This is a genomic window from Streptomyces sp. NPDC111628 (assembly GCF_055635195.1).
The window spans coordinates 1-18,557 of the sequence record NZ_JBVKBZ010000008.1 but is presented as its reverse complement, the minus strand read 5'-3'; the positions used below and the strand labels follow the sequence as shown (position 1 = coordinate 18,557).

Genomic DNA, 18,557 nt, shown 5'->3' with positions numbered 1-18,557 from the left:
GACCGAGAGGGGAGCCCCCATGATTCCGGTCTGCCGCCTCGAAGACCTCCCCAAGGGCGAGTCCGCCCGCGTCGCGTCCACTCCGCCGATCGCCGTCTTCCACACCGACGACGGCGATCTCTACGCCATCGACGACACCTGCAGCCACCAGGACGCCTCCCTGTCCGAGGGCTGGCTCGAGGGCTGCCTGGTCGAATGCCCGCTGCACGCCGCCGCGTTCGACCTGCGCACCGGCCGGCCCACCTGCCTGCCGGCCCGCAGGCCCGTGCGCACCCACCGGGTCTCCGTGGACGACGACGGCGTCGTCCACGTCCACCTCGCCGCCGAGGAGGGAAGCGCCGCATGAGAACCGTGACCGTCGTCGGCGCCTCGCTGGCCGGCCTGTACGCCGCCCGGGAACTGCGGGCCCAGGGCTTCGACGGCCGACTGGTGATCGTCGGCGACGAACCGCACCGGCCCTACGACCGGCCGCCCCTCTCCAAGGAGTACCTCACGGGCGGGGCCGACGAGGACCGGCTGGCGCTCACCGACGCGGAGGAGACCGCCGACCTGGACGCCGAGTGGCTGCTCGGCGTCCGCGCCCGCGGACTGGACGCGCGCGGGCGTACCGTCCTGCTCGACGGCGGACGCACCGTCTCCACCGACGGCGTCGTCGTCGCCACCGGCGCGTCGGCCCGGGGCCTGACCGGGGGCCGACGGTCAGGTGATTCACCGTACGGCGATCGACGGTCCGGCGTTCGACGGTCCGGTGGCCGACTGTCCGGTGTTCACACGCTGCGCACCCTGGACGACGCCCGTGCTCTGCGTGCCGAACTCACCCGCGGGCCACGCCGGGTGGTGATCGTCGGCGCCGGATTCATAGGTGCGGAGACCGCCTCCTCGTGTGCCGCCCTCGGGCACGAAGTCACCGTCGTCGAGGCCGCCGCGCTCCCGCTCGCGCCCCAGCTCGGCCCCGAGATGGCCGCCGTGTGCGCCGCACTGCACCGCCGGGGTGGCGTCGGGCTGGTCACGGGCGCCTCCGTGAGCGCGCTGCGGGGCGGCGGGACCGTCACCGGGGTGGCACTCACCGACGGCCGTGCCCTGCCCGCCGAGGTGGTGATCGTCGGCATCGGGGCCACGCCCAACACCGCCTGGCTGGCGGGCTCGCCGCTGGTCGTGAACGACGGCGTCCTGTGCGACGACGGCTGTGTGACGTCCCTGCCGCAGGTGGTCGCCGTCGGTGATGTGGCCCGCGTCGGCGGTACCCGCGCGGAGCACTGGACCTCCGCCACCCGGCAGCCCCGGGCCGCCGTGGCCAACCTGCTCGCCGGACGCACGGTGGAGAGCGCGAGGTCGGTGCCGTACTTCTGGTCCGACCAGTACGGAGCCCGCCTTCAGTTCGCCGGCCGACGACGGGCGGGCGACACCGTCCGCGTCGTCGAGGGCCGGGTGAGCGACGACGCTCCGGGCGACGACGGTCTTCTCGCCCACTACGAACGTGACGGCCGGACCACCGCCGTGCTCGCCGTGGACCGCCCCCGCTCCTTCATGAGGGCGCGGCGCGAACTTGCGCGCGAGGCCGACCGGGCGGTGCCGGCGTAGCTTGGTGACTCCCGCCGTCCGGACGGCGCCGCCCCGCAGCTCAGGGGTGCGACAGCTGCCCCGTGCCGCCCCGCCGGCCTATCCGCCCACGGCCCCGCTCGTCGGCCCTCGCCTGCCGCCTCGCCCGGCGACGCTCGCGGCGCATGGCTCGCGCGGTGCTGCTCGGCACCGACACGACACCGTGCCGCTGATTCCACACCTGCCGGGTCACCCACACGTCCAGCACGCCCCAGGTGGCCACCACCGTGCCCGCCACACTGCCGAGCACCATCGGGAACGCCAGCCAGGACTCCGCCAGCGTGCACAGGAAGGCCACCATCGCCAGTATCAGCGTCACGGCGACCACCAGCACCGCGCGCACGGCCGCCGTACGCACCGGATCCGGCATCCTGCGGCGCCGCGCGGGCTCCTCGCTCCACAACGGCCGGTACCCCGACGGCCGCTCGCCCGCCCGAGTGTCCGGCCCGGTCGCCGGAACGTCGCGATCCGGCGCCCCGCGTCGCTCCGCCGTGCCCATCAACATGTCACTCCCCACCGCCGGCAGACCGCTCGTCCGTGTCCGAGGACACGTCTCCCCTCTGACTGCCCGGCTTGCACTGCTTTACGCCGCCCAGGGGCGGGATGCGGCTCCTGTGGCCGATTCCGCCTCCGTTTCCCGTAGTGAAGGACGAACGACGGGCCCCCAAGATTCCCGAAAATCCCGCGCAGTCGAATAATTTCGGCCAATCCGCCCGTCACGCCGTCGTGACCGCCTCCCGCCCGTCCGCCGATCCCGGGAGGCAATCTCCCGCAATGACCGGACAACTGACCATCGTCCGCCACGGGTGCGGAAGTTCGGCCTCCGGACGGGTCTTCGAGTTACCTGTGCGTCAGTAGTAGGCTCGCGCCGTTTGTTGACGCACATGAGTACCCCCACCGGTGGGGGTCGAGCTGGGGGAGGCCATGCGCTTTCGCGGGAAGTCGATCCGCCGGAAGATCGTGGCGCTGCTCCTCGTGCCGCTGCTGTCCCTGACCGCGATCTGGGCCTTCGCCACGGTACTGACGGGCCGCGAGGCGGCACGGCTGTTCAGCGTCTCCACCGTCGTCGAGGAGATCGGCTACCCGGTCGAGGACACCGTCCGGGTCCTCCAGCAGGAACGCCGCCAGACCCTCGTCCACCTCGCCGACCCCCGCGCCTCCGACGGACTGGCCGCACTGGAGCGCAGCCGCACCGCCACCGACGAGGCCGTCGCGGAGATCCGCCGCAACGCCGCCGACGCCGGCGTACGGGACGACCTCGGCCAGGCCGGGGACGAACGGCTCACCGCGGTACTGGACGCCTTCGACGGCCTCGGTTCCCTGCGCCGCAGCGTCGAGGACGGCACCGTGGACCGGGCCCAGGCCCTCGGCCTCTACAACCGTCTGGTCGACCCCTGCCACGACCTGCTCGCCAACCTCAACGTCGTCGACGACGTGGGCCTCGACAAGCAGTACCGCGCGCTCGTCAACGTCTCCCGCGCCCGCGAACTGCTCTCCCGTGAGGACGCCCTCCTCGGCTCCGCCCTGGTCACCGGACGGCTCAGCCGCACGGAGGTACGGGAGGTCTCCGACCTCGTGGCGCAGCGCACCGTGATGTACGACATCAACCTGCCGCTGCTGCCCGCCACCGAACGCGGCCGCTACCAGCGCTTCTGGAAGAACGCCTCCTCCGCCCCCCTCCGGGTCGCCGAGCAGGCCGCCGTATCCTCCGACACCGGCACGCCGCGCGGAGTCACCGCCAAGAGCTGGGACACCGCCGCCGGGAGTGTCCTGAAGGAACTCGGCGACCTCGACGACAACGCCGCCGACCGCTACCAGGACCGCGTCGACCCGGTCGCCACCAGCACCATCGCCAAGGCCGTCGTCGCCGGAGCGCTCGGCCTGATCGCCCTGCTGTACTCCCTCTTCCTGTCCGTCCGCGTCGGCCGCTCCCTCATCCGCGACCTCAAGCAGCTGCGCCTGGAGGCCCACGAGGCCTCCGGTGTCCGCCTGCCCAGCGTGATGCGCCGCCTGTCGGCGGGCGAGGAGGTCGACGTCGAGACCGAGGTACCGCGCCTCGAGTACGACCGGAACGAGATGGGCGAGGTCGGCCAGGCCCTCAACACCCTTCAGCGGGCCGCCGTGGAAGCCGCCGTCAAGCAGGCCGAACTCCGCGCGGGCGTCTCCGAGGTCTTCGTCAACCTCGCGCGCCGCAGCCAGGTCCTCCTGCACAAGCAGCTGACCCTGCTCGACACCATGGAGCGCAGGACCGAGGACACCGAGGAACTCGCCGACCTGTTCCGCCTGGACCACCTGACCACCCGCATGCGCCGGCACGCCGAGGGCCTGGTCATCCTCTCCGGCGCCGCACCCTCCCGGCAGTGGCGCAAGCCCGTCCAGCTGATGGACGTGGTGCGGGCCGCTGTCGCCGAGGTCGAGGACTACGAGCGCATCGAGGTCCGCAGGCTGCCGCGCGTCGCCGTCACCGGACCCGCGGTCGCCGACCTCACCCACCTGGTGGCCGAACTCCTGGAGAACGCCACGGTGTTCTCGCCGCCGCACACCGCGGTGCAGGTCCTCGGCGAACGCGTCGCCAACGGCTTCACCCTGGAGATCCACGACCGCGGCCTCGGCATGGCCGCCGACGCCCTCCTCGACGCCAACCTCCGGCTGGCCGAGACACCCGAGTTCGAGCTGTCCGACACCGACCGGCTCGGCCTGTTCGTCGTCAGCCGGCTCGCCCAGCGGCAGAACGTCCGGGTCTCCCTGCAGCCCTCCCCGTACGGCGGCACCACCGCGGTCGTCTTCGTCCCCGACGCGCTGCTCACCGACGACGCCCCGGACACCAACGGCGTCGGCTTCCGCCTCGACCGACCCCAGCACGTCAAGGACAAGGAGCGGGAGGAGGGCCGCCGTGCCGCCCTCTCCCACGTGCCCGCACGGCTCCCGGAGCGTCCGGCCGCGCTGCTGGACGGCCCCGTCGAGCTGGAGGCGCCCGTCGACCTGGACGCCCTCGACGACCTCCCGGGCGCGCTCGACGACCAGGACAGCGAACGCGGCGGCCTGTTCCGTCCGCGCCGCTCCCTGGTCGCGGCCGACGACGACCAGGTGGCCCGCCGCCCGGGACCGCGACGCTCCGAGTCCCGTCACGGTGACGAGGCGACGGCCGAGGACGGGACCGAGGCGGACGCACCGGTGGCGCTGCCCCGCCGCCGCACTCCCAAGCTGGTCAGCTCGCACGGACGCCCCGTCACCGAACGCGGCGCCCGGAACAGCGCCGACCAGCCGCCCGCGGCCGGCCCGGACGGGGCGGAGCCCCCGACCGCGTCCCGCACCCGTGCGGACGAGCTGCCCGCCCTGCCCGCCCGCCGACGCGGAGATCGCGCCAGCGACCGCACCGGAGACCCCGGCACCGACCGCACCGAGGGCTCCACCACCGAGCGAGGTGGCGGCGTGCCCGCCGCGCGCGAGGACGCTCCGCCCGCGGGCGCCGAGGCGGGGGCACTGCCCCGACGCGTCCGGCAGGCCAGTCTGGCCCCCCAGCTCAGGCAGAGCCCCGAACCGGCCGCCGAAGACCGCTCCGACCCCGCCGACCGTGACGCCGACGAGGTACGCAGCCGCATGGCCTCGCTCCAGCGCGGCTGGCAGCGCGGCCGCAGGGAGAACGCCACGGGTGACGACCCACCCGGCGGCACAGCACCATCAGCACCACGAGGAACGACAAAGGGGGACGGTCGATGACCGCACCGAAGGCGACCGGCCACACCGCGACCAAGTCCGGCGAGCTGAACTGGCTCCTCGACGACCTGGTGGACCGTGTCGCGAGCATCCGCAAGGCCGTCGTCCTGTCCGGCGACGGCCTGGCCACGGGCGTGTCCAAGGACCTGACCAGGGAGGACAGCGAGCACCTGGCCGCCGTGGCGTCCGGATTCCACAGCCTCGCCAAGGGCGTGGGCCGGCACTTCGAGGCGGGCAGCGTCCGGCAGACCGTCGTCGAACTCGACGAAGCCTTCCTCTTCGTCACCGCCGCAGGCGACGGGAGCTGCCTGGCCGTCCTGTCCGACGCCGACTCGGACGTCGGCCAGGTCGCCTACGAGATGACCCTGCTCGTCAAGCGGGTCGGCGTGCACCTGGGCACCGCGCCGCGCACCGATCTGCCCTCGGGCGGGTAAGTGGGATGACATGAGCGCAGACGGTCAGGGAAGAAACCACTGGTTCGACGACGAGGCCGGTCCCGTCGTCCGTCCGTACGCCATGACGCGCGGCCGCACCAGCAGCGCGGCGCAGCACCGCCTCGACCTGATCGCGGTGGTCGTCGTGGAACCGCACGCGGACGATCCGGAGGCGGACGTCACCCTCTCCCCGGAGCACGTGGACATCGTCGGCCTGTGCCGCGACGCCCCGCAGTCGGTCGCCGAACTCGCCGCCGGACTCGACCTCCCCATCGGGGTCGTGCGGGTCCTGGTCGGCGACCTCGTGGACATCGAACTGGTCCACGTCAACCGGCCCGTGCCCCCGGCCGAACTGCCGGACGAGAACATTCTGCGCGACGTGATCAACGGGTTGAGGGCACTGTGAGCCGGCCCCCGGGCCCGTCGGGCGGCGGCAGGTTAAGGAGAAGAGACCGATGATCTTCGGGCGTTCCCAGCGCGGCAAGCCGCCGGTCGAGCCCGTCACGCTCAAGATCCTGGTGGCCGGCGGGTTCGGCGTGGGCAAGACCACCCTCGTCGGCGCGGTCAGCGAGATCAGGCCGCTGCGCACCGAGGAGCTGCTCACCGAGGCCGGGCGGCCCGTCGACGACATCAGCGGCGTGGAGGGCAAGCACACCACCACGGTGGCCATGGACTTCGGGCGGATCACCCTGCGCGAGGACCTGGTGCTCTACCTCTTCGGCACGCCCGGCCAGGAGCGGTTCTGGTTCATGTGGGACGAGCTGTCCGAGGGCGCGCTGGGCGCCGTCGTGCTGGCCGACACCCGGCGCCTGGAGGACTGCTTCGCCGCCGTCGACTACTTCGAGCGGCGCTCCATCCCGTTCGTCGTGGGCGTCAACTGCTTCGAGGGATCGGCGCGCTACCCCGGCGACACCGTCCGCCAGGCCCTCGACCTCGACGAGGACGTACCCCTGGTGATGTGCGACGCCCGGGACCGGGAGTCCGTCAAGGAGGTCCTCATCGGCGTCGTCCAGCACGCGATGACCCAGGCGGCAGACCGCCGCCGGGCCGTCCCGACCTGAGGTCCCCGCCGGGCGTGCCGACCTGAGGTCGCCGTCGGTCCGTCCCGAGCTGAGGTCCCCGCCGGGCGTGCCGACCTGAGGTCCCCGTCGGGCCGTGCCGACCTGAGGTCCCCGTCGGGCCGTGCCGACCTGAGGTCCCGCCGGCCGGACCGCCGTACGTCTCGCTCGTCCGTGCGGCCGGCCCTCCTCCGTCGTCCCGCGCTCCACCGCCCCGCGGCGGTCGTGGCGCTCGCGGTCGGGGCACCGGCGTCTCCACGTCGGTGGTGCCGAGCCGACAGGCGCTCAGCCGGCCGGTGCCGTCGTCCGGACCGTGCCGCGCCGGACCTCGTGGCCCGGTGCCTCCGCCCTGCCCAGCACCCAACTCGCCCCGCCCAACGCCTTCGCGGCCTTCTTCAGCGGCGCCAGGCGGGCCGCCGCCCGCCGGTGGTCGGGCACGCTGCCCGGCGCGCACAGGACCGTCGCCAGGGACAGCGTGACGGGCCGCCCGCCGGCCGACCACGACACGTCCAGCACGGCGGCAGCCAGCGGATCCAGCACCTCCGGGTCGCAGAGCACCAGGAAGTCGTCACCGCCGATGTGCCCCACGCGGGTCTCCCCGCCGGCCGTCCGCAGCAGCGTCCGCCCGACGGACCGGATCAGCTCGTCGCCCGCGGCGAACCCGGCCCCGTCGTTGACCTGCTTGAAGTGGTCCACGTCGAGCCAGCTCAGCGCGAACGCCCGCCCGGCCGCGATCCGCCGGTCCACCTCGTCCGTGATCGCCTCCGAACCGGGCAGCCGCGTCAGCGGATTGAGCCCCGCCGCCTCCTCCACCCGGCTCTCCGCCAGCGCCCGCACCAGGTCCGAGAGCCGAACGACGCCGACACACCGACCGCGCGCGTCCACCACGGCCACGTCGTCCGACGTACGGCTCGGACCACCGACGGCCACCACGTCCAGCACCTCCCACGCCGTCGCGTCGACGCCCACCGTCCGCGGCGGGTCGCCGAGCTTCGCGGCGGGCCGGTCGGCGTACAGGGCGTGCCCGTAGCGCCCCGACATCGACAGCAGGAAGCGGGAGCGGTGCACCGAGCGCACCGGAACCCCGTCCCGGTCCACGAGCAGCACCCCGGACACGTCCGGCGACCCGGTCAGCAGCGCCCGCACCCGCCCCGCCGAGGCCGTCGCTGGCAACAGCGCGGCCGGGCGCACGAACTGCCGTACCGACGGCCCCGGCCGAGGCGCCGGCACGAGGCCGGGGGAGCCGGGCGGAACGTAGACGTCCGCCGCGGGCAGCCGCGCGGGCGGTGCGAACAGCTCGCCCTGCGCCAACTGCGCACCCGCCGACCGCGCGACGGCGCACTGCGCCTCCGTCTCCACGCCCTCGACGGCCAGCAGCGCCCCCGACTCGTCGCACAGCACCCGCATCGCCCGCACGGCCGCCGGCCGCGCCAGCAGCGACGCGTCGAGCTTCACCAGCTCCGGCGCCAGGTCCGCCAGCAGCCGCAACGGCGCGTCCCCGTCACCGACCCCGTCCGCCGAGATCCGGAACCCCTGCCCCCGCAACACGCCCACCGCGTCGAGCAGGGCCCGCCGCGGCACATGCGTGTACGGCGGGCACACGTCCAGCGTCACCTCCCACGGCAGCCGACCCGCCTCGCGCACGGCGTCGTGCAGGGGCCGCAGACCACCGAGGTCGGCGAGCGTGCCCGCGAACACGTTGACGTGCAGCGGCAGCAGAGTCTCCCGGCGCACGGCCGCACGCAGCGCCGACACCGCCAGCAGGCCGTCGAGTTCGGGATCGCGCCGTGCCTCGGCGAGCACGTCGCCGCTCTCCGGCCGGGCCAGTATCTCCAGCGCCGCGACCCCGCCGGTCATCAGGTTGACCACCGGTTGGAAGGCGAAGCGGAGAGTGTCCGTCCAGGAGCGCACGGGAGCAGGATGGCGCGGCAGGCTCCCACCCGGGCCCGGTTCACGCGACGTTCACGCAGGATTCCGGTGCGCTCACGCAGCGTGTGTCCGGCGAGTCGCGGTGCCGCCCACTTCCCTCCCGGAGTCCCAGCCTGATAAATGCAGGGGACATGACACGACTCTCCGCCGCCCTCCGCGGTCTGGCCACCACCTTCGCCGCCCTGCTCGCCGTCACCGCCCTCCCCGCCGCGTCCGCCCCCGCCACCGCGCAGGCACGGCACGAGCCGAGGGCCCCCGAGGACTTCGTGGCCCTGCGCGCCGTCGACCCGACGATCATCGAGGAGATGCGCTACGTCACCGCGCACAACTTCGTTGGGGAGCGCGTCGACGGCTACCGGCAGCCCCTGTGCATCCTCACCCGCCCCGCGGCCGAAGCCCTCCACCTCGCCCAGACCCGGCTGCTGCGGCAGGGCTACTCCCTCAAGGTCTACGACTGCTACCGGCCCCAGCGCGCCGTCGACCACTTCGTGCGCTGGGCCGAAGACCTCGACGACCAGGACATGAAGGCCGAGTTCTACCCGGAGGTCGACAAGACCCGCCTCTTCGCCGACGGCTACATCGCCGAGAAGTCCGGCCACAGCCGCGGCTCCACCATGGACCTCACCCTCGTGCGGCTCCCGGCCAAGCCCACCCGCCCGTACCACCCCGGACAGCCCCTGGTGCCCTGCTTCGCCCCGAAGGACGAGCGCTTCCCCGACAACTCCGTCGACATGGGCACCGGCTACGACTGCTTCGACACCCGCTCGCACACCCTCGACCCCCGCATCGAAGGCGTCCAGCGCGCCAACCGGCTGCTGCTCAAGAACACCCTGGAGGACGTCGGCCTGGTGAACCTCCCCGAGGAATGGTGGCACTTCACCTACCGGCCCGAGCCCTACCCGGACACCTACTTCGACTTCCCGGTCTCCGCGAAGTCGCTCTCCGGCCGCCGCTGACCGGCCTGCCGGAGCCGTCCCCTCCGTAATCGGATACCGTCCGCCGGGTGTCCGAAACTCAAACCTCCGTTCCCAACTCCGCGCCCGGCTCCCACTGTTCGAGCTGCGGATCGCCCTACGGAGAGGGCGTCTCCGGCCGGCCCCGCACCTGCCCCGGGTGCGGCACCGTGGCCTACCGCAATCCGCTGCCGGTCGCGGTGGCCCTCCAGCCCGTGTACGACACGCAGGGCACCGCCCTGGTCGTCATCACCCGCACCGTGACCCCCGCGCGCGGGGGCGTCGCCCTGCCCGGCGGCTACGTCGACGACCGGGAGGACTGGCGGCAGGCCGTCGTACGCGAGCTCAAAGAGGAGACCGGCATCGACGCGGCGAGCCGCGACGTACGGCTCGCCGACGCCATGAGCTCGCCCGACGGCCACCTGCTGCTCTTCGGGCTGCTGCCCGAGCGGCCGGCCGAGGGTCTGCCGCCCTCCGCCGCCACGGACGAGACCGAGGGATGGCACCTCCTGCGCAGGTCGGAAGAGCTCGCCTTCCCGCTGCACACCAGGGCCGTACGCGCCTTCTTCGAGGGCCGCTACATCTGAGCCGGGCGCTGAGCGAGCCCCCGGACGCGGACCGGGCAGGACGGCGCGCTCAGCCCGTCCTCGCCCTCCCGCTCCACGACGACCCGCTGCCCCTCCCAGCGGGCCACGTACCGTTCGATCTCCGGTTCCACCCAGCCGTCGCCCGCGTCCGGCACGACCAGCCCACCGCCGGTCCGCCCCCGCGCGGGCGCCCACACCTCGAGCTCCGGCCCGCCGTCCGCTCCCCGCACCGGAATCACCGCTCCCGCGCGCGCGAACACCGGAATCCGCGCCGCAGGCGCGTCCACCAGCACCTGCGCCGGTCCGTCGTACGCCCGCTCTGTCACCACGTCGTACCAGCGGCCCCGTGGCAACCGCACCGCACGCCGGTCCGCCCCGGCACCGAGCACCGGGGCCACCAGCAGACAGTCGCCCAGCAGAAACGCGTCCTCACAGTCCCGCAACGCCCGGTCCTCCGGCGTCGACCACCACAGGGGACGCACACAAGGAGCACCCGTACGCCGGGCCAGGTGCGCGAGCGTCACGAAGTACGGCAGCAGCCGCCGCCGCTCGACGAGCGCCACGCGCGCGTGCTCCAGCACCTCGGTCCCGAACTCCCACGGCTCCCGGCGCCCCGCCCGCGTCCCGGCACGGGTGCGGAACAGCGGCAGGTACGCGGCCAGCTGCAACCACCGCAGATACAGCTCCGGCGAAGGATCGCCCTCGGAGCCGCTCACATCCGGCCCCGAGAACGGCACCCCGCACAGCCCGAGCCCCAGCACCCGCGCCAGGGACGCCCGCAGCCCCGGCCACCCCGTGGCCGCGGCCCCGGACCAGACGCCGCCGTAGCGTTGCAGGCCGGCCCACCCGGAACGGGAGAGGACGAACGGCCGCTCGTCGGGCGCCAGCGCCCGCAGCCCCTCGTAACCGGCCCGCGCCATGCACAACGCGTAGACGTTGTGCGCCTCCCTGTGATCACCGCCCCGGCCCTCCAGCGCATGCCGGGCCGACCGCGGCAGCGTCGACTCCCCGAACGCGGCGAACGAGGTGGGCTCGTCCAGGTCGTGCCAGAACCCGGCGAACCCCTGCCCGAGCCGCTCCTCGTAGAGCCCGCCCCACCACTCGCGCACGCGCGCGTGGGTGAAGTCCGGGAAGACCACCTCCCCCGGACGCCCCACACCCCGGACGACCGTCCCAGCCGCATCCCGTACGAACACGTCCCCGCGGCCACCGCCGTCGTACACGAGGTTGCCGGGCGCGGCCCGGACCGCCGGCTCCACGGCCGACACCAGCCGGACCCCCTCCCTGCGCAGCTCCTCGGCGAGTACGGGCAGCTTCGGGAACCGCTCCTCGTCGACGGTGAACACCTGCCGGGCCGTGCCGTGTCCGACGCCCAGATGCACCGCGTCCAGGGGCAGATCCCGCTCCTGGTGGCCGGCCACGACCCGCCTAAGATCCTGCTCGTCGCCGGAACCCCACAACGCGTGATGATGGCCCAGCGCCCACGCCGGCGGCAGCACGGGCGCCCCGGTCAGCGACGCCCAGGCCAGCAGCACGCGCGCGGGGGTGCCCACCGTCACCCAGCACCGCAGCGGACCGCCGTCCATCCGCAGCACGCTCCGCCCCGGCCGGTCGTGCCCCGACCCGGCCCCCTCCTCACCCTCCCGCAACGCCACCGTGCCGTCCCACGTGCTGTCGTGGAAGACCAGGTGCGTCCCGGCGTCCGCCACCACCAGCTGCACCGGCATCGTGACGGACGACGCGTCCTCGGCGGCGGCGAAGGGCAGGCCGGGACCGGTGTTCCACAGCCGGTACGTGCCATCGCGCAGCCGGGGCCCCGCGGACCGCCCGCCGAGCCCGAAGAACCGGGCGTCGGCCGCCACCTCCGACCGCTGCGTCCAGCGCGCGGGACCGCCGCCCGCCGGCTCCCACCAGCGGGGCGGCAGCTCACGGCGCAGCACCACACCCCCGGGCGTACGCACCTCGACCGCGCCGTGCCGGGACACGGCCACCGTGGCGCGCTCCGCCACCACCCGCCAACCGCCGTCCTTGTCCGGCTCCAGCACCGCCCGCGGATCCGGCTCGGGACAGCGGCCCGCCAGCGCGTACGAAGGCTCGGGACCGGCCCCGTCCCACCCCCAGAACACGGCTCCGTTCACCGCCACGAGAACGCGCAGCTCCGAGCGGCCGAACCGCAGGACACCGCCCCCGGGCCCCGGCTCCACCTCCCGCAGCGGACCCGGCACCCGCGCCCGCTCCGCACCCCGCGGCGGCAGCCCGGCCGCATCGGCACGCCGCCTGCGCCACGCCGCCCGTACCGTACGCAACCCCTGCGCCACCCCCACGGAACCGACCGTCTTCATCGAACGCACCAGGTCACGACCGTCCATGCTGCTCACCCTGCCATCGACCGCCGCGCCCGGAGACGTCGTTCAACTGCCGTTCACCCGTGACCGGACCACATCTTCATGTCACCGACTATGTGGGGCGCGCCCTGGTGCGGAAGTCGATCACATGGCATCGTCCCTGTCAGCCGCGTCACGCGCACACCCCAGCCCGTGCGCGGAGGACGCACACGACGCGCACAGTCCGGGAGCCGCCCCATGTCGACCGAGAACCCACAGCCGCTCTGGCAGCCAGACGCGCAACGCATCGCCCGGGCACGCATCACCAGGTTCCAGACCTGGGCGGCCGAGCACCACGGGGCCCCCGCCGAGGGCGGATACGCAGCCCTGCACCGCTGGTCCGTCGACGAGCTGGACACCTTCTGGAAAGCCGTCACGGAGTGGTTCGACGTCCGCTTCTCCACTCCCTACGCGCGCGTCCTCGGCGACCGGACCATGCCCGGCGCCCAGTGGTTCCCCGGCGCCACGCTGAACTACGCCGAACACGCCCTGCGCGCGGCCGGCACCCGCCCGGACGAACCCGCCCTCCTGCACGTCGACGAGACCCACGAGCCGACCCCCGTCACCTGGGCCGAGCTGCGCCGCCAGGTCGCCTCCCTGGCCGCCGAACTGCGCGCCCTCGGCGTACGCCCGGGCGACCGCGTCAGCGGCTACCTCCCCAACGTCCCGCAGGCCGTCGTCGCCCTCCTCGCCACGGCCGCCGTGGGCGGCGTCTGGACCTCCTGCGCCCCCGACTTCGGCGCCCGCAGCGTCCTCGACCGCTTCCAGCAGGTCGAACCCGTCGTCCTGTTCACCGTCGACGGCTACCGCTACGGCGGCAAGGAACACGACCGCCGCGACACCGTCGCCGAACTCCGCCGGGAGCTGCCCACCCTTCGCGCAGTGGTCCACATCCCGCTCCTCGGCACCGAGGCCCCCGACGGCGCGCTGGACTGGGAGACCCTTACCGCCGCGGACACGGAACCGGTCTTCGAGCAGGTGCCCTTCGACCACCCCCTGTGGGTGCTCTACTCCTCCGGCACCACCGGACTGCCCAAGGCCATCGTCCAGTCCCAGGGCGGCATCCTGGTCGAGCACCTCAAACAACTCGGCCTGCACTGCGACCTCGGCCCCGAGGACCGCTTCTTCTGGTACACCTCGACCGGCTGGATGATGTGGAACTTCCTCGTCTCCGGCCTGCTCACCGGCACCACGATCGTCCTCTACGACGGCAGCCCCGGCTTCCCCGCCACCGACGCCCAGTGGCGCATCGCGGAACGCACCGGCGCCACCCTCTTCGGCACCTCCGCCGCCTACGTCATGGCCTGCCGCAAGGCCGACGTCCACCCGGCCCGCGACCTGGACCTCTCCGCGATCCAGTGCGTCGCCACCACCGGCTCCCCGCTCCCGCCCGACGGCTTCCGCTGGCTGCACGACGAGTTCGCCGCCGGCGGCGCCGACCTGTGGATCGCCTCCGTCAGCGGCGGCACCGACGTCTGCTCCTGTTTCGCGGGCGCTGTCCCCACCCTCCCGGTCCACATCGGCGAACTCCAGGCCCCCGGCCTCGGCACCGACCTCCAGTCCTGGGACCCGAGCGGCAACGCCCTCACCGACGAGGTCGGCGAACTGGTCGTCACCAACCCCATGCCCTCGATGCCGATCCGCTTCTGGAACGACCCCGACGGCAGCCGCTACCACGACAGCTACTTCGACACCTACCCCGGCGTCTGGCGGCACGGCGACTGGATCACCCTCACCTCCCGCGGCTCCGTCGTCATCCACGGCCGCTCCGACTCCACTCTCAACCGGCAGGGGGTCCGCATGGGCTCGGCCGACATCTACGAGGCCGTGGAGCGACTCCCCGAGATCAGGGAATCCCTCGTCATCGGCATCGAACAGCCCGACGGCGGCTACTGGATGCCCCTCTTCGTGCACCTGGCCCCCGGCGCCGCCCTCGACTACGCCCTCCTCGACCGCATCAAGCGGACCATCCGCGCCAACCTCTCCCCGCGCCACGTCCCCGACGAGGTCATCGAGGTGCCCGGCATCCCGCACACCCTCACCGGCAAACGCATCGAGGTCCCGGTCAAACGCCTCCTCCAGGGCACCCCGCTCGACAAGGCCGTCAACCCCGGCTCCATCGACAACCTCGACCTGCTCCACTTCTACGAGGACCTCGCCCGCAAACGCTCCTGACCAGCACGCCGACGAGCCGGCCGCCCCGGGCGACGGTCGGCTCCCCGCGCCCGCCCGGCCCCGTTGTCAGTGCCGCCGATTACTGTGAGTGAGCATTGATCGACCGTGCACAGGGGGAAACATGGCGCACACCGACCAGACCGACCAGACCATGCGACGCGTCCTGCGCCGCGAAATCGCGGGCACCATCGGCCTGCTCACCGACGAACACGACTTCCGCACCATGCGGCGCTACCGCAGCTTCACCTTCCACGACCACACCGCCTACCTCCGCCAGGTGGAATCCCTGCTCAGGACCCGCGCGGCCCAGGGCACCCACACCACGGTCGCGCTCTTCGACCCTGAGGAGTACGCGGACTTCTGCACGGCGGCGGGCCTCGACGCCGACGCCTCCACCAGCCGCGCCCGGTTCACCGCCGAACTTGCCGCCCACGGCCCCACCGTGCCCTACGAGGGCCAGCCCCTCACCGACCTGCTCCCGGCCCTCGTCGACGAAGCCGTCCGCCAGGCCACCTGGGAGTACACGTCGACCCTCCTCGCCCGCCTCGGCAACTGCGCCACCTGCGGGGAGGACCTCGGCCGCGCCGCCTTCACCCGGGCCACCGGCCTCCTGCGTCGCGTCCTCGCCACGGCACCACCGGGCAGCCGGCACCTGGTCTGCAGCGTCTCGGGCCATCCGGAGGAGACCCTCGTCTCCGTCCTCCTCGTCGACGAGGAGACCGACGGCACCCCGCACATCGACGAGGCCGAGGCCCTGGAGTTCACCAGCGTCCTCGCGCTCGGCCTCGCGACGCACAGCCCCGGCGGACTCGTCATGCGGATCAGCGCCCCGGGCGGCCCCGACCGCATCCACGGCTGGAGCCTGCGGGGATACGGCCTCGAACCCCTCACCGCCGCACAGGTCTTCGACGCCTACTGCACCGACGTCGAGTCCGGCGACCTCATCTCCCCGGAATCCAACGTCGACTACTGCGCACCGCCCGACCTCGGAGACGACCGCCTCCCACCGGGACACCACCACTGAACGCGGGCGGGGCGCCCCACCCGAAGGTGGAACGCCCCGCACCGTGGCCCGAGCGGCAGGCCGCACCCGGCCCTATTCGCCGGACAGCACCGCCTGCGCGGCGTTCCGCGCCTCCTCGGCGCTCTCCGCAGCCCGGGCGGCGGCCGCGGCACGCTCGCACTGCGCCAGCGTGAACTTCGCCAGCGTCGCGCGCACGTACGGCAGCGACGCCGCACCCATGGACAGGGAGGTGACACCGAGACCGGTCAGCACACACGCCAGCAGCGGATCCGACGCAGCCTCGCCGCAGACACCGCAGCTCTTGCCCTCGGCCTTCGCCGCCTCGGCCGACAACGCGACCAGGTCGAGCAGCGCCGGCTGCCACGGGTCCTGCAGCCGCGACACCGCGCCCACCTGACGGTCGGCGGCGAAGGTGTACTGCGCGAGGTCGTTCGTCCCCAGCGACAGGAACTCCACCTCCTGCAGTACCGAGCGGGCCCGCAGCGCGGCCGACGGGATCTCCACCATCGCGCCGAACTTCGCCCGCAGCCCGGCCTCGCGGCAGGCGTCCGCGAACGCCTTGGCGTCCGCCCGGTCCGCCACCATCGGTGCCATGACCTCGAGATAGACCGGCAGCCCTTCGGCCGCCTTCGCCAGCGCCGTCAGCTGCGTCCGCAGCACGTCCGGGTGGTCGAGCAGCGTCCGCAGACCACGCACGCCGAGCGCGGGGTTCGGCTCGTCACCCGGGGTGAGGAAGTCCAGCGGCTTGTCGGCACCGGCGTCCAGCACCCGCACGACGACCCGGCCCTCCGGGAACGCTTCCAGCACCTGGCGGTAGGCGGTGATCTGCTTCTCCTCCGACGGAGCGTTCGCGCTGTCGTCGAGGAAGAGGAACTCGGTCCGGAACAGGCCGACACCCTCCGCGCCGGCCTCGACCGCCGCGGGCACGTCGGCGGGACCACCGATGTTCGCCAGCAGCGGCACCTTGTGACCGTCCGAGGTCGCCCCCGGACCCGTCGCGGCGGCCAGCGCCGCCTTGCGCTCGGCGGCCTCGGCCGCCAGCCGTGCCTTCTTCTCCTCGGCGGGATTCACGAAGATCTCACCGGTGCTTCCGTCCACCGCCACGACGGTGCCCTCGGGAATCTCGCCGGCGCCCGGCAGGGCCACCACGGCGGGCACACCGAGCGCCCGCGCGAGAATCGCGCTGTGGCTGGTCGGCCCGCCCTCCTCGGTGACGAAGCCCAGAACGAGCGTCGGGTCGAGCAGCGCGGTGTCCGCAGGCGCCAGATCCCGCGCGATGAGGACGTACGGCTCGTCGCTGTCCGGAACGCCCGGCATCGGGACCCCGAGCAGACGGGCGACGATACGATTCCGCACGTCGTCGAGGTCAGCCACGCGGCCGGCCAGGTACTCGCCGGCCCCTGCGAGCAGGGCCCGGTAGGCGGCGAAGGCGTCGTACACGGCACGCTCGGCCGTGCTCCCGACGGTGATCCGCCGCTCGACGTCGGCCATCAGCTCGGGGTCCTGCGCCATCATGGCCTGCGCCTCGAGCACGGCCTGCGCCTCACCCCCGGCCAGGTTGCCGCGCGCCATCAGATCGGCCGCCACAGCTTCCACCGCCTTGCGGGCGCGCCCCTGCTCACGCTCCGCGTCCTCGGCCGGAATCTGCTTCGCCGGCGGTTCCAGAACCGCCGTCCCCATGTGCCGAACCTCGCCGATCGCCACACCGTGGCTCACACCGACGCCTCGCAGCGTTGTCTCCATCTCACCCGTCCCGATAGTGCGGCGGGTCCCGCCGCCGCGGTGGTTGTCCTACCAGCAGTCGATACCGCCGTGCGACGGCATCGACGTCACTTCCAGAGGAAGAGACTCTCGCCGGCCTTCACGTCGCCGTCCTCACGGAGGTCCGTGAGCGCCTCGGCGGTGGCCTCCAGGGCCACGATCGGGCAGATCGGCGACTTGCCCGCGGCCTCGACCGCGGCCGGGTCCCAGCGCACCACGCCCTGACCCCGCACGACGGTGTCGCCCTTGTTCACGAGGAGTTCGAAGCCCTCACCGTTGAGCTGCACGGTGTCGATGCCGAGATGGGTCAGCACGCCGTGCCCGCTCTCGTCGACGACGACGAAGGCGTGGGGGTGCAGGGAAACGATGACGCCGTCCACCGGAGCGACTGCCTCGGAGGGCTCCCGCACGGGGTCGATGGCGGTGCCCGGGCCGACCATGGCCCCGGAGAAGACGGGATCGGGCACGGCGGCCAGTCCGATGGCGCGTCCTGCGAGCGGGGACGAGACGGTGGTCATGGGAAGCCTCCCAGGGCGGGGATCTGTACGGGCCGTCACTGCCTTGTCCCGGACGGCACACTGAGCAGCAGGGTATGTCATAGGAAGTACCGGTTCCGCATGAGTGTTCCGATTAGAGGTCTAGACCACACTCCTCACGGATTTGCACCCGTTCCGCGACTCCGTGTACAGTCGTTACTCCTGCTTGGGGTTGAGTGATGCGTAGCAAGGTGTCCTCGCCTCGGCAGCATCCAACTTGTCAGATCCTATCGCTGGATCGCCTTCTGCATGCCCGCAGGACGGTGGTCAAGAGCAGCAGGAAAGCCTGATAGTGTTGGAAACATCGAAGGGAAGCGCCCGGAGGAAAGCCCGAGAGGGTGAGTACAAAGGAAGCGTCCGTTCCTTGAGAACTCAACAGCGTGCCAAAAGTCAACGCCAG

General features: G+C 73.1%; 15 protein-coding genes. 10 read left to right on the top strand and 5 right to left on the bottom strand.

The genetic code is table 11. From position 1 onward, the window contains the following. The first annotated feature begins 19 nt into the window (after positions 1–19). Both ACZ7MF_RS35765 and ACZ7MF_RS35760 read left to right on the top strand, forming a co-directional pair. Complete coding sequence (locus tag ACZ7MF_RS35765; protein ID WP_356866614.1) at positions 20–346, top strand: bifunctional 3-phenylpropionate/cinnamic acid dioxygenase ferredoxin subunit; 327 nt, start codon at positions 20–22, stop codon at positions 344–346. Then, on the top strand, positions 343–1,581 hold the full coding sequence (locus ACZ7MF_RS35760) for an NAD(P)/FAD-dependent oxidoreductase (RefSeq protein WP_471482357.1): 1,239 nt from the start codon (positions 343–345) through the stop codon (positions 1,579–1,581). Before ACZ7MF_RS35765 ends, ACZ7MF_RS35760 begins: the two co-directional genes overlap by 4 nt. A gap of 40 nt (positions 1,582–1,621) precedes the next feature. Here the strand turns inward: ACZ7MF_RS35760 and ACZ7MF_RS35755 are convergent, their stop codons facing one another. After that, a complete protein-coding gene (locus ACZ7MF_RS35755; protein WP_471482356.1) occupies positions 1,622–2,098 on the bottom strand; it encodes a hypothetical protein in 477 nt (158 codons plus the stop codon). Positions 2,099–2,523: 425 nt separating this feature from the next. On the opposite strand from ACZ7MF_RS35755, the gene ACZ7MF_RS35750 reads away from it, so the two are divergent. From ACZ7MF_RS35750 to ACZ7MF_RS35735, 4 genes are read left to right on the top strand one after another with little or no spacing between them, the layout of a single operon-like run. Beyond that, a complete protein-coding gene (locus ACZ7MF_RS35750; protein ID WP_471482355.1) occupies positions 2,524–5,319 on the top strand; it encodes a nitrate- and nitrite sensing domain-containing protein in 2,796 nt (931 codons plus the stop codon). After that, the gene (locus ACZ7MF_RS35745; RefSeq protein WP_052837959.1) at positions 5,316–5,750 is read left to right on the top strand and encodes a roadblock/LC7 domain-containing protein; all 435 of its coding nucleotides are present in this window, start codon (positions 5,316–5,318) and stop codon (positions 5,748–5,750) included. Before ACZ7MF_RS35750 ends, ACZ7MF_RS35745 begins: the two co-directional genes overlap by 4 nt. A gap of 10 nt (positions 5,751–5,760) precedes the next feature. Further along, complete coding sequence (locus ACZ7MF_RS35740; RefSeq protein WP_356866606.1) at positions 5,761–6,156, top strand: DUF742 domain-containing protein; 396 nt, start codon at positions 5,761–5,763, stop codon at positions 6,154–6,156. Between the two features lie 49 nt (positions 6,157–6,205). Next, complete coding sequence (locus ACZ7MF_RS35735; protein WP_471482354.1) at positions 6,206–6,811, top strand: GTP-binding protein; 606 nt, start codon at positions 6,206–6,208, stop codon at positions 6,809–6,811. Positions 6,812–7,093: 282 nt separating this feature from the next. On the opposite strand, the gene ACZ7MF_RS35730 is transcribed toward ACZ7MF_RS35735, so the two are convergent. Continuing rightward, positions 7,094–8,719, bottom strand: coding sequence for an EAL domain-containing protein (locus ACZ7MF_RS35730; RefSeq protein ID WP_471482353.1), 1,626 nt, complete (start codon positions 8,717–8,719; stop codon positions 7,094–7,096). A 149-nt stretch (positions 8,720–8,868) separates the two neighbouring features. On the opposite strand from ACZ7MF_RS35730, the gene ACZ7MF_RS35725 reads away from it, so the two are divergent. Together ACZ7MF_RS35725 and ACZ7MF_RS35720 are read left to right on the top strand one after the other, a co-directional pair. Beyond that, positions 8,869–9,693, top strand: coding sequence for a M15 family metallopeptidase (locus ACZ7MF_RS35725; protein WP_471482352.1), 825 nt, complete (start codon positions 8,869–8,871; stop codon positions 9,691–9,693). A gap of 47 nt (positions 9,694–9,740) precedes the next feature. Continuing rightward, on the top strand, positions 9,741–10,277 hold the full coding sequence (locus ACZ7MF_RS35720) for an NUDIX domain-containing protein (RefSeq protein WP_471482351.1): 537 nt from the start codon (positions 9,741–9,743) through the stop codon (positions 10,275–10,277). Here the strand turns inward: ACZ7MF_RS35720 and ACZ7MF_RS35715 are convergent. Then, positions 10,268–12,646 carry a glycoside hydrolase family 31 protein gene (locus tag ACZ7MF_RS35715; protein ID WP_471482350.1) on the bottom strand — a complete coding sequence of 793 codons (2,379 nt, stop codon included), beginning with the start codon at positions 12,644–12,646 and terminating at the stop codon, positions 10,268–10,270. The genes ACZ7MF_RS35720 and ACZ7MF_RS35715 overlap by 10 nt on opposite strands. Positions 12,647–12,859: 213 nt before the next feature. Between ACZ7MF_RS35715 and ACZ7MF_RS35710 the strand changes: the two genes are divergently transcribed. Both ACZ7MF_RS35710 and ACZ7MF_RS35705 read left to right on the top strand, forming a co-directional pair. Continuing rightward, complete coding sequence (locus ACZ7MF_RS35710; protein WP_471482349.1) at positions 12,860–14,836, top strand: acetoacetate--CoA ligase; 1,977 nt, start codon at positions 12,860–12,862, stop codon at positions 14,834–14,836. 121 nt (positions 14,837–14,957) lie between these two features. After that, positions 14,958–15,860, top strand: coding sequence for a hypothetical protein (locus ACZ7MF_RS35705; protein ID WP_471482348.1), 903 nt, complete (start codon positions 14,958–14,960; stop codon positions 15,858–15,860). A gap of 72 nt (positions 15,861–15,932) precedes the next feature. Here the strand turns inward: ACZ7MF_RS35705 and ptsP are convergent, their stop codons facing one another. Beyond that, positions 15,933–17,603: a phosphoenolpyruvate--protein phosphotransferase gene (ptsP, locus tag ACZ7MF_RS35700; RefSeq protein WP_471482347.1), complete on the bottom strand. Its 1,671-nt coding sequence runs from the start codon at positions 17,601–17,603 to the stop codon at positions 15,933–15,935. Between the two features lie 86 nt (positions 17,604–17,689). After that, positions 17,690–18,139 (bottom strand): PTS sugar transporter subunit IIA, encoded by a 450-nt coding sequence (locus tag ACZ7MF_RS35695; RefSeq protein ID WP_115741075.1) that lies wholly within the window; start codon positions 18,137–18,139, stop codon positions 17,690–17,692. Positions 18,140–18,557 lie beyond the last annotated feature (418 nt).

Coding starts and splice junctions, on each gene's coding strand:
- ACZ7MF_RS35765 (WP_356866614.1), top strand. CDS start 20: ATGATTCCGGTCTGCCGCCTCGAAGACCTCCCCAAGGGCGAGTCCGCC.
- ACZ7MF_RS35760 (WP_471482357.1), top strand. CDS start 343: ATGAGAACCGTGACCGTCGTCGGCGCCTCGCTGGCCGGCCTGTACGCC.
- ACZ7MF_RS35755 (WP_471482356.1), bottom strand. CDS start 2,098: ATGGGCACGGCGGAGCGACGCGGGGCGCCGGATCGCGACGTTCCGGCG.
- ACZ7MF_RS35750 (WP_471482355.1), top strand. CDS start 2,524: ATGCGCTTTCGCGGGAAGTCGATCCGCCGGAAGATCGTGGCGCTGCTC.
- ACZ7MF_RS35745 (WP_052837959.1), top strand. CDS start 5,316: ATGACCGCACCGAAGGCGACCGGCCACACCGCGACCAAGTCCGGCGAG.
- ACZ7MF_RS35740 (WP_356866606.1), top strand. CDS start 5,761: ATGAGCGCAGACGGTCAGGGAAGAAACCACTGGTTCGACGACGAGGCC.
- ACZ7MF_RS35735 (WP_471482354.1), top strand. CDS start 6,206: ATGATCTTCGGGCGTTCCCAGCGCGGCAAGCCGCCGGTCGAGCCCGTC.
- ACZ7MF_RS35725 (WP_471482352.1), top strand. CDS start 8,869: ATGACACGACTCTCCGCCGCCCTCCGCGGTCTGGCCACCACCTTCGCC.
- ACZ7MF_RS35715 (WP_471482350.1), bottom strand. CDS start 12,646: ATGGACGGTCGTGACCTGGTGCGTTCGATGAAGACGGTCGGTTCCGTG.
- ACZ7MF_RS35710 (WP_471482349.1), top strand. CDS start 12,860: ATGTCGACCGAGAACCCACAGCCGCTCTGGCAGCCAGACGCGCAACGC.
- ACZ7MF_RS35705 (WP_471482348.1), top strand. CDS start 14,958: ATGGCGCACACCGACCAGACCGACCAGACCATGCGACGCGTCCTGCGC.
- ptsP (WP_471482347.1), bottom strand. CDS start 17,603: ATGGAGACAACGCTGCGAGGCGTCGGTGTGAGCCACGGTGTGGCGATC.
- ACZ7MF_RS35695 (WP_115741075.1), bottom strand. CDS start 18,139: ATGACCACCGTCTCGTCCCCGCTCGCAGGACGCGCCATCGGACTGGCC.